This window comes from Pseudomonas sp. NFIX49 (genome assembly GCF_900115915.1).
Lineage (GTDB): Bacteria > Pseudomonadota > Gammaproteobacteria > Pseudomonadales > Pseudomonadaceae > Aquipseudomonas > Aquipseudomonas pharyngis.
The window spans coordinates 170,373-183,881 of record NZ_FOYE01000003.1; the positions used below are offsets into that span (position 1 = coordinate 170,373).

General features: G+C 62.4%; 14 protein-coding genes. 5 read left to right on the forward strand and 9 right to left on the reverse strand.

The window, feature by feature from the left end; all coding sequences use genetic code 11:
* Positions 1-116 precede the first annotated feature (116 nt).
* Positions 117-521: a hypothetical protein gene (locus tag BMZ46_RS08980; RefSeq protein ID WP_170844897.1), complete on the forward strand. Its 405-nt coding sequence runs from the start codon at positions 117-119 to the stop codon at positions 519-521.
* Here BMZ46_RS08980 and ligD read toward each other — a convergent pair whose 3' ends face one another.
* From ligD to BMZ46_RS09000, 4 genes are all read right to left on the reverse strand, one after another.
* Positions 522-3,068: a DNA ligase D gene (gene ligD, locus BMZ46_RS08985; protein ID WP_074687806.1), complete on the reverse strand. Its 2,547-nt coding sequence runs from the start codon at positions 3,066-3,068 to the stop codon at positions 522-524.
* Between the two features lie 17 nt (positions 3,069-3,085).
* Positions 3,086-4,039 (reverse strand): methyltransferase, encoded by a 954-nt coding sequence (locus BMZ46_RS08990; protein WP_039770963.1) that lies wholly within the window; start codon positions 4,037-4,039, stop codon positions 3,086-3,088.
* An 11-nt stretch (positions 4,040-4,050) separates the two neighbouring features.
* The gene (locus tag BMZ46_RS08995; RefSeq protein WP_074687805.1) at positions 4,051-5,427 is read right to left on the reverse strand and encodes an iron-containing redox enzyme family protein; all 1,377 of its coding nucleotides are present in this window, start codon (positions 5,425-5,427) and stop codon (positions 4,051-4,053) included.
* A gap of 166 nt (positions 5,428-5,593) precedes the next feature.
* Entirely contained in the window at positions 5,594-6,316 is a 723-nt protein-coding gene (locus BMZ46_RS09000) for a tellurite resistance TerB family protein (protein WP_074687804.1), read from the reverse strand.
* 261 nt (positions 6,317-6,577) lie between these two features.
* On the opposite strand from BMZ46_RS09000, the gene pcsA reads away from it, so the two are divergent.
* Positions 6,578-7,300, forward strand: a complete 723-nt coding sequence (pcsA, locus tag BMZ46_RS09005) for a phosphatidylcholine synthase (RefSeq protein WP_039767868.1) — start codon at positions 6,578-6,580, stop codon at positions 7,298-7,300.
* A 63-nt stretch (positions 7,301-7,363) separates the two neighbouring features.
* On the opposite strand, the gene BMZ46_RS09010 is transcribed toward pcsA, so the two are convergent.
* Both BMZ46_RS09010 and BMZ46_RS09015 read right to left on the reverse strand, forming a co-directional pair.
* Positions 7,364-8,176, reverse strand: a complete 813-nt coding sequence (locus tag BMZ46_RS09010) for a class I SAM-dependent methyltransferase (protein ID WP_074687803.1) — start codon at positions 8,174-8,176, stop codon at positions 7,364-7,366.
* 25 nt (positions 8,177-8,201) lie between these two features.
* Positions 8,202-8,474 carry a DUF4242 domain-containing protein gene (locus BMZ46_RS09015; protein ID WP_007957179.1) on the reverse strand — a complete coding sequence of 91 codons (273 nt, stop codon included), beginning with the start codon at positions 8,472-8,474 and terminating at the stop codon, positions 8,202-8,204.
* 228 nt (positions 8,475-8,702) lie between these two features.
* Here BMZ46_RS09015 and BMZ46_RS09020 point away from each other — a divergent pair, with 228 nt between their 5' ends.
* Positions 8,703-9,164, forward strand: coding sequence for a GNAT family N-acetyltransferase (locus BMZ46_RS09020; protein ID WP_074687802.1), 462 nt, complete (start codon positions 8,703-8,705; stop codon positions 9,162-9,164).
* A gap of 18 nt (positions 9,165-9,182) precedes the next feature.
* On the opposite strand, the gene BMZ46_RS09025 is transcribed toward BMZ46_RS09020, so the two are convergent.
* The 3 genes from BMZ46_RS09025 to BMZ46_RS09035 all read right to left on the reverse strand — a co-directional run bounded on the left by BMZ46_RS09025 (position 9,183) and on the right by BMZ46_RS09035 (position 11,154).
* Positions 9,183-10,397, reverse strand: coding sequence for a cytochrome c biogenesis protein DipZ (locus tag BMZ46_RS09025; protein ID WP_074687801.1), 1,215 nt, complete (start codon positions 10,395-10,397; stop codon positions 9,183-9,185).
* Positions 10,398-10,474: 77 nt separating this feature from the next.
* Positions 10,475-10,855 (reverse strand): hypothetical protein, encoded by a 381-nt coding sequence (locus BMZ46_RS09030; protein ID WP_074687800.1) that lies wholly within the window; start codon positions 10,853-10,855, stop codon positions 10,475-10,477.
* A gap of 29 nt (positions 10,856-10,884) precedes the next feature.
* Positions 10,885-11,154 (reverse strand): DUF2790 domain-containing protein, encoded by a 270-nt coding sequence (locus BMZ46_RS09035; protein ID WP_039767844.1) that lies wholly within the window; start codon positions 11,152-11,154, stop codon positions 10,885-10,887.
* Between the two features lie 306 nt (positions 11,155-11,460).
* On the opposite strand from BMZ46_RS09035, the gene BMZ46_RS09040 reads away from it, so the two are divergent.
* Together BMZ46_RS09040 and BMZ46_RS09045 are read left to right on the forward strand one after the other, a co-directional pair.
* On the forward strand, positions 11,461-12,201 hold the full coding sequence (locus BMZ46_RS09040) for a response regulator (protein ID WP_011333526.1): 741 nt from the start codon (positions 11,461-11,463) through the stop codon (positions 12,199-12,201).
* A complete protein-coding gene (locus BMZ46_RS09045; RefSeq protein ID WP_074687799.1) occupies positions 12,198-13,502 on the forward strand; it encodes an ATP-binding protein in 1,305 nt (434 codons plus the stop codon). The genes BMZ46_RS09040 and BMZ46_RS09045 overlap by 4 nt, the downstream gene beginning before the upstream one ends.
* The last annotated feature ends 7 nt before the right edge of the window (positions 13,503-13,509 follow it).

The following is a 13,509-nucleotide window of genomic DNA, read 5'->3' on the forward strand; positions in this document are numbered from 1 at the left end:
CACGGCACGTTCGATGATGATGGTGGCTGACGGACTTGCCACCGTTACGCCCTGCCGATGGACGGCTGGCGAACGACCATGGGCAAAACCGTCGAACGGCCTCTATGATGGAGGCCATGACGATTTCCGCCTCACTCCGCTCCCCTTGCCCGCCGGGTCTGTGCATCTGCGGGCGTGATCCGCTGCTGGATACGCCCGGCGCGGATGTGCGCATCCTGTTGCTGACCCGCGAGGAAGAAAAGCGTCTGCTCGAGCGTCTGGAAAACCTCAAAGACCTCGCCGACCTCCAGCGGCTGCAAGGCAAGATGTTCGATCAGCTAGGCATTCGTGTGCTGATCGCACCGAGGTTCGGTGAAGTACGGACTGTGCGAGGCGGCATTGAAATCGAGGTCGAAGAGCTTCCGGGGCTCTGTCGAAAAACCCGAAAAACCATCCCCGCCGCTATTCGCCGTGGCCTGGAAAACAATCCGCAAGTCGCCTTCGATCTGCTCAACGCCCACGACTTGCTGCGCGACACCTGATCATTTCTTCATGCCCACCCGCTTGCGCATCTCCGCTGTGATGCTCTGCCGGGTTTTCTTCAGATCCGCCCAAGGTTCATCGCCCACTTCCGCCAGCCGTTCGTGAACATTGCGCACGTTCCATTGATCGGCACCTTTTATCTCGCCGACCTCCTCCCGAAACAGCGGCACCGACACCGGCAACCCTTCACGGGTACGCGCCGCGTAGGCGCAAATGGTGGTGGCGCCCAGGCCGTTGCGCAGGTAATCGATGAAGATCCGCCCTACGCGATTTTTCGGCCCGGACACCGCAGAAAAACGCTCCGGCAACAATTTCGCCATGTGCGTGACGATGGCGTGGCTGAAATCCTTGACCTCGTCCCAGCCATGCTTGCGGGTCAGCGGCACCACCAGATGAATGCCCTTGCCGCCGCTGGTCTTGAGGAACGCCTTGAGGCCCAGCTCGTCCAGCACGGTCAGGGTCAGCGCTGTGGCTTCGACCATGCTTTTCCACGGCAGCGCCGGGTCCGGGTCGAGGTCGAGGACAAAACGGTCGGGCTTGTCCAGATCGGTGGTGGTAGCGTTCCAGGTGTGCAGTTCGACCGTGCTCATCTGCACAGCGCCGATCAAGGCTTCGGCGTTGTTGATCAGCATCACCGGCTGGCCGGTCAGTTCCTTGTCCAGCGTGCGGATGCCGGGGATCGCCAGGTTTTCGGCGTTCTTCTGGAAGAACAGCTCACCGGCGATACCGTCCGGCGCGCGCACCAGCGCCACCGGGCGATCCTTGAGCTGCGGCAGAATCCATTCGGCGACGCTGGCGTAATACTCGGCCAGCTGCATTTTGGTGGTGCCACTGCTGGCGTCGATCACTCGGTCGGGATGGGTGATCCGCACCTTGCCGTCGGCCAGGCCGGATTGCGACGGCGCGGTAGATTCAGTCTTTGAAGTCTTCATGGGTTTGGCGCGCTCCTCGGTGATGTCCTTGGCCGGTTTGTCCTCGCGCAAGCCATGAAAAACGGCGTGACGCACCGAGCCGTCCTGGGTCATTTCGGCAAACGCGACTTCCGCCAGCAGACTCGGCTTGAGCCAGTGCACACCCTTGGCCTCGAACCCCGTGGGCGGGTTGGCCACCGCCGGCTTCTTCACCCGCAAGGGTTTGAGCTGCGCGAGGATGCTCTTGAGGGTGGTTTCATTAAATCCCGTGCCGACCTTGCCGGCGTACCGCAACTCGCCGCTGTCACGATCATGCAGACCCAGCAGCAACGCGCCGAACGAACTGCGCGCGCCTTTCGGATCGGTGTAGCCGACGATCACGAATTCCTGGCGATGCTTGCACTTGAGCTTGATCCAGTCGCTACTGCGGCGCGACACGTAAGACGAGCCGAGGCGTTTACCGATCAGGCCTTCCATGCGCATCTGGCAGGCGCTGTTAAGCAAGGCCTGCGGGGTTTCGTCGAACGCTTCGGAGAAACGCAGCAGCGGGTCTTGATGGGTTTTCAGCACCGTGGCCAGCGCAGCACGCCGTTCCTCCACGGGCACCTCGCGCAGGTCGACGCCGTTCAGATACGGCAGATCGAACAGGTAATAGACGATGTTTTCGCTGCGTCCCGAATCGAACGCGTTTTGCAGGGCCTGAAAATCAGGTACGCCGTCCGCGTCGGCGACCACCATCTCACCATCCAGCCACGCAGACTCCAGGCCCAGCGCCGCCAGGGCTTGCGCCTGTTTCGGCAATTTGTGCGTCCAGTCATGGCCATTGCGAGTGAACAACTGCACCTCATCCTGATCGACGCGCGCCATGATCCGATAGCCGTCGAACTTGATTTCGTATTGCCAATCCCCTTCCGGCGCGCTCTCCACCAGAGTCGCCAGTTGAGGTTTCAACTGCGCCGGGATACTCGCCTTGTGGGCGCCAGTGAGTTTGCCGGAAGCTGGCTTGCGCGGTGCTTTCGCCGGGCCTTTCAGTGGCTTGACCTGCTTCGCACTCAGCCGGGGTTTGTCGACGATCGTGCGCTCGCTGAGCACGCTGTCGGGCTCGGCGACCAGCACGTCGTAATCGCTTTGCGGGCGTGCGGCGCTGTCCTGATGCTTGATCAGAAACCACTGCTCTTTCTTGCCCGGCATGTGGGTGCGCACCAGGTTCCATATCCCGGCGAGCTTCTCGCCGCGCAGTTCGAATTTGAGCTTGCCCTTGGCGTAGGCTTTCTCCGGGTCTTCCAGCGGAATCCACACGCCGCGATCCCAGACGATCACATCGCCGGCACCGTAATGCCCTTCGGGAATGCTGCCCTCGAACGTCGCGTAATCCAGCGGGTGATCCTCGACGTGCACCGCCAGCCGCTTGACCTTGGGATCCAGCGACGGGCCCTTGGGCACCGCCCAGCTCTTGAGCGCGCCGTCGAGTTCCAGGCGAAAGTCATAATGCAGGTGCGAGGCGTCATGCTTCTGGATGCAGAATTGCAAAGCCTGCTCACCGCCGGGCTTCTTGCCCCGCCGGTGGTCGGCTGCCGGTTCCGAGGTTGCCGAGAAGTCGCGCATCCGGTTGTAGTCGTCGAGATTCCTGCTCATCCTGCACCTGCCTTGTTTCAACCTGTTCGAGTCACCGTCAGCGCGACCACGGCAATCCGGTCGACGCGCTGATAGCCGGGATTGAGCAACTCTTCGCCGAACACATCGGGATCGAGTTCGCGGTAGGTCCAGCCGAAGCGTTTTTCATCCAGCCGTGGCAATACCGTGTCGAGGAAAGGATCGCGGCCATCGACCATCGCCACGCCGGTGTACAGCAGCAGCGAACCACCGGGCGTCAGGTGATTGAGCGCCTGTTCGACGATGCGCAACGACAGCCCCGCCCCCAGCGTCCCACCGCCATGGCGGTAAGCTCGTCCGGCCGGATCGGCCATGTACGGCGGGTTGGCGACGATCAGGTCGAATTCACCATCGACGCCTTGCAGTACATCACTGGCGCGCACCTCGACGTTGGCCACTTCGGCCAGCGCCGCGTTGATCGTGGTCAGGCGCAGCGCAGCAGGGTTGATATCCACCGCCAGCACTTGCGCTTCGCGCCGGGCACGGCCAATCAGGATCGCGCCGACTCCGGCGCCACAACCGATGTCCACCGCCCGGTGGATAGGCGCAAAGTTCTGCTGCAAATGGCTGTGAATCAGTTGGGCAAAGCGATAGGTATCCGGGCCGAAGAACACCGAATCGGCGGCATCGGTGGGAAACCCGGAATGCACGAACAGCAAGTCATCCAGGCTCGACCAGCGCACCCGGCTCTTCAAGCGTCCGTCGAACGCATCAATCACCTGGGCGTCCTGCAATTGTCGCTGTTCATCGGCAGACAGCAGGCCCGGTTCGAACGGGCGCGACCATCCGAACACATCCCGCAGGCAATCGGCGGCCTGCCCTTCGTCGCGCTGGTTGACCCGTTGATGGGTCAGCGGCGTCGGGGTGATGAAACGATAGCCGTCGGCCTGCAGGCGCCGCCCCAGTTGCAGCAGCACCAGATCGTTGGCAGACAGTTGTTCTTCCTGATTCATTGAATATTTCCTTAACGCAGGCCGGATTTGAGTTGGATGAATTGGCGAGTGGCAAGCAGCCCGGCCGGATGCGCGTGCCGGGCCGGCGCGAGCCAGGGGATCAACGTTGCGAACCTGGTGTGTGCGTCCTGCCCTTGCAGTGCCGCATTCAGGCGTTGCACATCGGGGTCCTGCTCGGGCACCTCGATCGGCGCGGGGACTGAGGGGCGGCGGCGGAACGCGACGGTTTTGTCCGCAGAAATCCAGTCACCGGCAATCCAGTCGTGCACCAGTTGTTTTTCATAGGCGCTGAACACGCCGAACATCGCCGCACCGTCGCCATCGATCAATTGCCAGAAGCGGCTGCCCTGTGGATCTTCGTGGCGCTTGATCCAGCCCTTGTCCTGCATGGCCTGCAGGAACCCGGACAGCTGCTGCGGATCGGCCAGCCACTGATTGACGGTCTTGCCTTCGAAGCGGCAATAGTCGGAGTGCATGTGTTGAGCGAACGGACACTTGCGTTCAAGCATCGCCAACAGTTCGCGCTCCAGATCGAACCCCTCGATGATTGCGCGACTGCCCTGTCCCAGGTCATTGAGCCGATAGCCCAGCGATACCCGACGCAGGAAATCGCGGCGATCGGCCTCCAGAGGCAGCAGATCCAGAACGGCCTGAACGGCTTTTTGCGCATGACCGGTGCTGGCATTGTCGATGGTCACGTGCAGAGTGAAGTAGTAAGGATCGATCCCCAGTTCACTGAGTTCGTAACTGCTGATCAACAGGTGCAGGGGCAGTTGCTCGTAGCCAAGGTTGTAACCGATCACCTCCGGCAAAAAATCCATGCCGCCGGCACCCAGGGCCAATTGCAGCGCGCCTTGCAGATAGCGTTCGTCGGGCAGTGGACTGCTCGGCTCGAGGCCCTGTTCGGCGAGCAGCTGGCGGTAGATCACGACGTGGTTCTGCGCCGGATTGCCCTCGCCCAGTTCTTCCAGATAAGTGCTGATCAGGCTGCTGAAGCGCGGATCGCGCCACTGTCCGAGCAAGCCGTAGAGCCAGGCGCCATCGACCAGTTTGGTCGGCGCCACCGCTTGCAGGAAATACAGCGCATGAGCCTTGCAACTGAAGAACTGCCGCGCGCCTCCAGCCTTGCGTTGTTGCAGGTAGTCGGCGTATTGCCGGGCGACATCGGCACAGTGCTCGGCCACCCAGGCATGCCACTGCGCGGGGTCCGATGGCAGCTCATCCTTCAACTGCGCGGCCTGCAGCAGTTGATCTTCCAGAAAGGCGCACGCCAGCGGCTGCGGATGTTCGTCGGCTAAAAGTGCTGCATGGATACGCCGCAACCCACCCGGAGAATCGAGCGGACGCGATGGGGCGGGGGCAGCTTGCAGGTGAGTCAGGACAGTCATGGCAATATTCTCGATCGATTGGCAGGACGCTCAGTCACTCGCCTCTAATAAAGCAGAGAGGCTTGGCGCGTCAAAAATTCAATCGGCTTGAAAATTGCCCTGACGGACGGAGCCTTCGGCTCGCTCCTTGCTTGAACGGAACGGTCGAAGGCTTTGAGAGGAGAGATCAGGCCGTGCCCTTGGCCTGCTGTTCCAAGTGAACCTGCAACTCGGGGTCGATCTGCAACGCCGCTGCCAGTTCATCCAGATAATTGCGCTCGGCGTCCTGCTGATCGTCCACCAGCATCACGCTGGCCAGGTACATCTCGGCGGCCATGGCCGGATCGTTCTGCGCCGCCTGCGCCACTTCGGTGGGATCCAGCGGTTTGGCGACCTCGTCGTCGAGCCATTGCTGCAGGTTCGGGTCATCGGTGTGCTTGCCGATTTCACTGCTGATGAGGTGTTTTTCCGACTCGTCGATCCGCCCGTCAGCCTTGGCCGCCGCGATCAATGCACGCAGAACGGCGTGACTGTGTTCTTCGACTTGCGGGCCGGACAACAGATCCGCAGTCTGCGGAGTTTGCTGCGGCGCGGCGGACGCCTGGCTGCGTTGCCAGACTTGATACGCCTGGAAAGCCATCATGCCCAGCGAAGCCAGCGCCGCGTAATTGGTGCCGCCGGACCGACGCTGCGTGCCGCCACCCAGCGCCCCGCCACCGCCGAGCAACCCGCCAAGCAACCCGCCCAGGCCGCCAAGCCCGCCAGCCGGAGATCCCCCCCCGGAAACACCGCCACCACCCAGCAAACCACCGAGCAGCCCGCCCAGTCCCCCGCCGGCCGACGCGCCACCTGGTTGTCCCGCCGAGGCCTGGCCTCGCAGCAGTTGTTCGAGCAGATCGCTGGTGTTCATGACGTCGTCCTCAGGCAAAGGGGTATGACTGCGTCAGGCAACGATAGCCCTCCTGATGCGTTGCGCCAGCACCGTTTGGCTGACGTGGCCCTGGGGCGAGTGATTCTCCAGAGAAATTTTTCCCCGGCCAGCTAATCTTCACGAATGGGTGAACCTTGACCCGGCCCGACCGGTCGATAGCTGCAACCCCGACCCGGTTGGTCGCCGCCCTTGCTGCCCGAGGGTTTACGCGGCTTGCTGCATTTTCTGGAGAACGCCTTCGTGATATCGACCGTCCACATCGCCAGGCTCAAGGCCTGGGGCGCCCATGGTTTCACCGCGACCGGCGTGGTCACCGCCTTCCTGGCCACCCTTGCCCTGCTGGAAAACCAGCCAATCCACTGCCTGATGTGGCTGGGCGTGGCGCTGATCGTCGACGGCCTCGACGGGGCGCTGGCGCGCAAGGTCAACGTGCAGTCGGTGTTGCCGAGTTTCGACGGATCGATCCTCGATCTGGTGATCGATTACCTGACCTACGTGTTCATCCCGGCGCTGTTCATCTATCGCTACATTCCCCTGCCTGACTACACCCTGCTGCTGACCGTGTCGCTGATTCTGGTGTCGTCGTTGTTCTGCTTCTGCAACGTCAACATGAAGAGCAAGGACAACTACTTCGTCGGCTTCCCCGCCGCCTGGAACGTGGTTGCGTTGTGTCTGTACATCATCGATCCGGGGCCGTGGCTCACCTTCCTGACGGTGATTGGCCTGGCGCTGCTGACCGTGACCCGCATGAAATTCCTGCATCCGTTCCGGGTACGCCGGTTCATGCCGATCAACATTGCGGTGACGGCGATCTGGCTGTTGTGCAGCTTGTCACTGGTGCTGAACCACCCGGTGATCAACCCGCTGGTGATGGGCCTGTGGCTGCTGGCGTCGGCGTACTTTCTCGGCATCTGCATCTGGCGCACGGCGCTGGAGTGGTTTGACAGCGCGCATCTGAAATAGAAGCCCTGTCGCGATCCCTGTGGGAGCGAGCCTGCTCGCTCCCACAGTTGTTTTGCATGACGCTCAGCGTTTGGTGATGACTACCTCCAGATACTCACTCGGCACCACCATCGATTCCGCCCCCGCCCGGTTCAGCCCGTCGATCAGTAGCGTCAGGTCTGTTTCCAGCGCCTGCCCGCTCTCCGGCGGCAACGCCGCGAACGCCTTGTGTACCGGGCCGTACCAGTGGCGAAACACATCAATGAAATGCGCCGCCGAGCGATAGCGGAAGTTGAAGTGGCGCCGAGTCACCTGCAACTGAAACTGGCGATCGTCGAAATGCGAATGCAGCCAGGCTTCCGCGCCCCAGTTCGAGGGCGGTTGCGCAACGGGTGGCGGTGGCAGGTAGCGACCGAGGGTCTTGAACATCTGGCCGACGAAACCTTCCGGCGTCCAGTTGGCCAGGCCGATCCGTCCGCCACGGCGACAGACCCGACCCAGCTCCTTGGCCGCTTTCGCCTGATCCGGGGCGAACATCACACCGAACGTCGACAGCACTGCGTCAAAACTGGAATCGGCAAACGGCAGCGCTTCGGCATCGGCGACCTGAAAGGTCACCTCCAGATGCTCGGCGCGCGCCCGGTCCTGGCCGCGTTCCAGCAATGCCGCGACATAGTCGGTGGACGTCACCAGACAACCCCGGCGTGCCGCCGCCAGCGTGGCATTGCCGTTGCCGGCGGCGACATCCAGTACTTCTTCATCGCAGCGCAGGTCGCAGGCTTCGGCGAGGGTTTCGCCGACGATCTGCAGCGTGGTGCCGATCACGGCATAGTCGCCACTGGCCCAGGCGACTTTCTGGCGTTCCTTCAGGGCAGTGAGATCAATGGGGGTACTCATGAATCGGTGCTCCACGGCAGAGGGGTCAATCGGCGGTAGTCGGGTCGATGATGCTCGTCACCCGGGACACGCTGTTGGCCGGAAATCCCCCACGCTTGGCGTGTTCGCGCACCAGTTCCTCGTTGGGTGCGATGTACACGCAATAGATCTTGTCGGCAGTCACATAACTCTGCAGCCACTGCACCTCTGGCCCGAGTTCACGCAGCACGTTGCAGGACGTTTGCGATACGGCCTTGAGTTCTTGCTCCGATAGCTTTCCGGCTCCTGGAATCTCGCGTTCAATCACGAACTTCGGCATGGCAACCTCGCATTCTTTTTATGGATGGCAGAGCCGTTGGCGGCCCTGCTCGCCCACTATCGCGCGGGCGCTGTCCGGCGTCCCTGCCAATCGTCCGGAGAGCCCGTAAAACCGGGCATTGGCCGATGAATGGCGGGATTTTGTAAAGGCCCCGAAACACTGTCGGGGGTTGCCAACGCGCCGGCTGATCGGCTCTCATGCAGGCCCTCACCGGAACGGAATTCGATCATGTCCTTGCGCTTCGAATGGCTCGCCGATCACCTGCAGCACAGCGACACTTACGCGGCGTGGATCCACCGCCAGTTTCACTACGAATATGCCGAGCAATCTTTGGCCGAATGGCAGCGCGAATTTGCCGAGGGCCAGACCAATGGCGACTGGCGTTGCCTGATTGCGCTGGACGGGGATCGACTGCTGGGCGGTGCGGCACTGGCCCGGGCGGATCTGGCCCTTCGACCGGATCTGGGGCCGTGGCTGGCCTGTGTGCTGGTCAGCCCCGAATCACGCGGCCAGGGTCTGGCAGAAAGGCTGATCGAGGGAATTGCTGACGAGGCGAAAAAACGGGGCCTGCCGCGTTTCTATCTGCACACCCAGAGCAAACAGGACTATTACGCCAAACGCGGCTGGACGGTGCTGGAACGCTTTCATGCCTGGGGCAACGAACAATGGCTCATGGCGCGCGACCTGTGAGCCATTGAGTTTTGCGGTTTACGCAGCCGGCGCCTTGGCCTCTTTGAGTAGTTGCTGAATCATCTGCTCCTGCGTCTGGTAACTGCCTTCGCCAAAGTGGGTGTAACGCACCTGCCCCTTGGCGTCGACCAGATAATGCGCCGGCCAGTACTGGTTATCGAAGTTGCGCCAGATCGCGTAGTTGTTGTCGATGGCCACCGGGTAGGTGATGCCAAGCTTCTTCACCTGATCCTTGACGTTGTCGATGATCCGCTCGTAGCCGTATTCCGGGGTATGCACACCGATCACCACCAGGCCGTCCTTGCCGTACTTCTTCTCCCACTCCTTCACGTACGGCAGGGTGTGCTGGCAGTTGATGCAGTCATACGTCCAGAAGTCCACCAGCACCACTTTGCCGCGCAGGGACTCAGCGGTCAGTTCCGGCGAGTTCAACCACTGCACCGCGCCAGACAGCGACGGCATCGCGCCTTTGCTCGCCTCGTCTTCAGTCGAGTCTGCACGGACTTTGCTGACGAAGTAGTCCACCACTTTCGGCACGTTCTCCAGCACGCTTTTCTCGACCGATGCCACGCCTTGGGACGAGGTATTGGCCAGCAGCACGTTGTCGGTACCGGTGGCGATCACCGCCGCCGTCGCCAGCACCGCAACACCCGCGCCGCGGCGGAACCAGCCAGTGAAAGGAATCGACGGTTTCAGTCGGTTGACCAGCCCGCGACCGGCGAAAATCAGCGTTCCCAGCGACAGCGCACTGCCTACGCCGTAGGCCAGCAGCAACAGGCTGGTCTGGGCATTGGCGCCTTGCAGCATGGCACCGGTGAGGATCACGCCGAGGATCGGCCCGGCGCACGGCGCCCACAGCAGACCGGTGGCCACGCCGATCATGATCGACGCCATCGGGCCGGTCTTTTTCCGGCTGTCCGGGTCGAGGCGATTGCCCAGCTGCACAAAGGGCCGCGCCAGCCAGTCACCGATGCGCGCGGAAATCAGCGACAGCGCAAACAGCACCATCACCGCCAGCGCAATGTGGCGACCGGTGTTGCTGGCCTCGATCACCCACTCACTGCTGACCACCGCCAGACTGGAGATCACGGCAAAGGTCAGGGCCATGCCGCCGAGAGTCAGCAGGATCGAAGAACGGGTGCGGTCGGCTCCGGCGAACAGAAACGGCACCACCGGCAGGATGCACGGGCTGAGGACAGTCAACAGACCGCCCAGGAAAGCGATGAGAAACATGAGGTTCACCTTTTGAATGAGGGGTGGTCTGTTGAGTGGTTCGGGGGGCGCCCGTTACGGGCAGCCCCCTTCAATCCTCAAACCGTCTGGCTGTCCAGCCATTGGCTTTGCGGCGTGCGGCTGGCACCGTTCTCGGCCAGCGTCTGGCCTTGCGGCGTGCGGCTGGCACCGTTCTCGGCCAGCGTCTGGCCTTGCGGCGTACGGCTGGAGCCGTCGGCAGCCAATGTCTGGCCCTGTGGCGTACGGCTGGAGCCGTCGGCAGCCAATGTCTGGCCCTGTGGCGTGCGGCTGGCGCCGTCGGCGGCGATCAGGCCGTCGCTGCCCGGCTTGGCCACCGGAGCCAGTTGGAAGCAGGTGCTGCTGCCACAGCTGTTCTGTTCGACGGCAGCGTTGGCATGGGCCGCAACGCCGGCGAGGGAGAAGGCAACAGCGGTCAGATAGCGCGATACGTTGTTCATGGCGATGTTCCTTTTATAGAGGTGGGTAATCAGTTGTCTTCGTTGCAGCCGTCGGCGAATTTGCGGTAGTCGAGCACCTGGGTCTTGCCGGCCGAGTCGAGGTAGGTCAGGCGGGCGTCGACGATGCCGCAGGTCATCGAGTTGTCCTGTTTCAGCGACACCACTTTCTGGATGTCCAGGTGGCTGCCGTAGGAGTAGGTTTGCGGGGTGACATCGGCTTCGGCGCGGGCCGACAGGGTGCAGATGTTCAGAGCGGCAAACAGGCAAGCGGCAGCGATCGATTTGGTCTTGGCGTTCATGGCGTTTTCCTCGGGGCTTCAATGGTTGAATCGTTGATTGGGCCGAGGCGTTCTGTGTGTGCCTCGATGGAGCTCATTTAAAGCTCGCGAGGTATCGCGCATGTGTCGGCAAATGCCGTGTATAAATCGCTACGTATCCGCGCGCGCCCGGGATACACAGCGATACAAAACCCTGTAAAAATCCGCTTTTTGCGTCGGTGTGTATCCGTCACAGCGCTGGATACACTGCAATACAAAGGCAGGCAGGCGGCCTCGCGCAGGCTCGATAGACTGCCCGGCAATCCCCTTTGATTGAGGTTTGGCCCCATGGAACATGTCGATCACATCCTGATCGTCGACGACGACCGCGAGATTCGCGAACTGGTCGGCAATTACCTGAAGAAGAACGGCCTGCGCACCACGGTGGTTGCCGATGGCCGGCAGATGCGCAGTTTTCTGGAAGCCAACACCGTCGACCTGATCGTGCTCGACATCATGATGCCCGGCGACGATGGCCTGCTGCTGTGCCGCGAACTGCGCTCGGGCAAACACAAGGCCACGCCGATCCTGATGCTCACCGCGCGCAATGATGAAACCGACCGCATCCTCGGCCTGGAAATGGGCGCCGATGACTACCTGACCAAACCCTTCGCCGCCCGCGAGCTGCTGGCGCGGATCAACGCCGTGCTGCGCCGCACGCGAATGCTGCCGCCGAATCTGGTGGTCACCGAAAGTGGCCGGCTGCTGGCGTTCGGTCGCTGGCAGCTCGACACATCGGCCCGGCATCTGCTGGACAAGGACGGCACCATGGTCGCGCTGAGTGGCGCGGAATACCGTCTATTGCGCGTGTTCCTCGACCATCCGCAACGGGTGTTGAGCCGCGATCAATTGCTGAATCTGACCCAGGGCCGCGACGCCGATCTGTTCGACCGTTCCATCGATCTGCTGGTCAGCCGTCTGCGCCAGCGCCTGCTGGATGACGCCCGTGAACCGGCCTACATCAAGACCGTGCGCAGCGAAGGCTATGTGTTCTCGCTGCCGGTCGAAGTCCTCGGAGCCCCCGCATGAATCTCGCCCTGCGCTGGCCGCGCACCCTCGCCTCCCGCTTGTCGCTGATTTTCCTGATCGGCCTGATCCTCGCTCAGGCGCTGTCGTTCGGCGCACAGTATTACGAGCGCTACGAAAGCGCGAAAAACACCATGCTCGGCAACCTCGAAACCGACGTTTCGACCTCGATTGCCATCCTCGACCGTCTGCCCGCCGAAGAACGCCCGATGTGGCTCAAGCGCCTGGCCCGCAAGAATTACGGCTATCTGCTGAGCGAGGGCGAACCGGGCACACCGCTGGACCCGCAGGACGTGCCGATTGCCGTCACCTCGATCACCGATGCGATCGGCGAAGCGTACCCGCTGACCTTCACCGATATTCCCGGCCCGAAAAAACACTTTCAGGGCCACCTGCGCCTGAGCGACGGCAGCCCGGTGACCATCGATGTGCGCCCGTCGATGGTGCCGCTGTCACCGTGGCTGCCGGTGGTGTTGCTCGGGCAACTGGCGCTGATGCTCGCCTGCACCTGGCTGGCGGTGCGCATCGCCATCCGCCCCCTCACCCGCCTCGCCAACGCCGTGGAAACCCTCGACCCCAACGCTCACCCGATCAACCTCGACGAAAAAGGCCCGAACGAAGTGGCCTACGCCGCCCGCGCCTTCAACTCGATGCAGGCGCGCATCGCCGCGTACCTGAAAGAGCGCATGCAACTGCTGGCGGCGATCTCCCACGACCTGCAAACCCCGATCACCCGCATGAAACTGCGGGCGGAGTTCATGGACGATTCGGCCGAGAAAGACAAACTGTGGAACGACCTCGGCGAGATGGAACATCTGGTGCGCGAAGGCGTGGCCTATGCCCGCAGCATCCACGGCTCGACCGAGGAAAGCCGGCGCACCAACCTGGATTCGTTCCTCGACAGCCTGGTGTTCGACTATCAGGACATGGGCAAGCAAGTGCAGTTGAGCGGCAAGAGTGAGGCGGTCATCGACACCCGCCCCCACGCCTTGCGCCGGGTGCTGGTCAACCTGACCGACAACGCGTTGAAGTTCGCCGGCGCTGCCGAACTGCTGATTCAACGCGACAGGAACGGCCTCTCGATCAAGGTCATGGATCGCGGCCCGGGCATCGCCGAAGAAGAGCTGGCCCAGGTGATGGAGCCCTTCTACCGCGTGGAAAACTCGCGCAACCGCAGCACCGGCGGCACCGGGCTGGGGCTGGCGATTGCCCAGCAACTGGCGATGGCACTGGGCGGTTCGCTGACCCTGAGCAATCGTGAAGGTGGCGGATTGTGTGCGGAGCTGAAATTGCCACTGAGCTGAGCGCCAG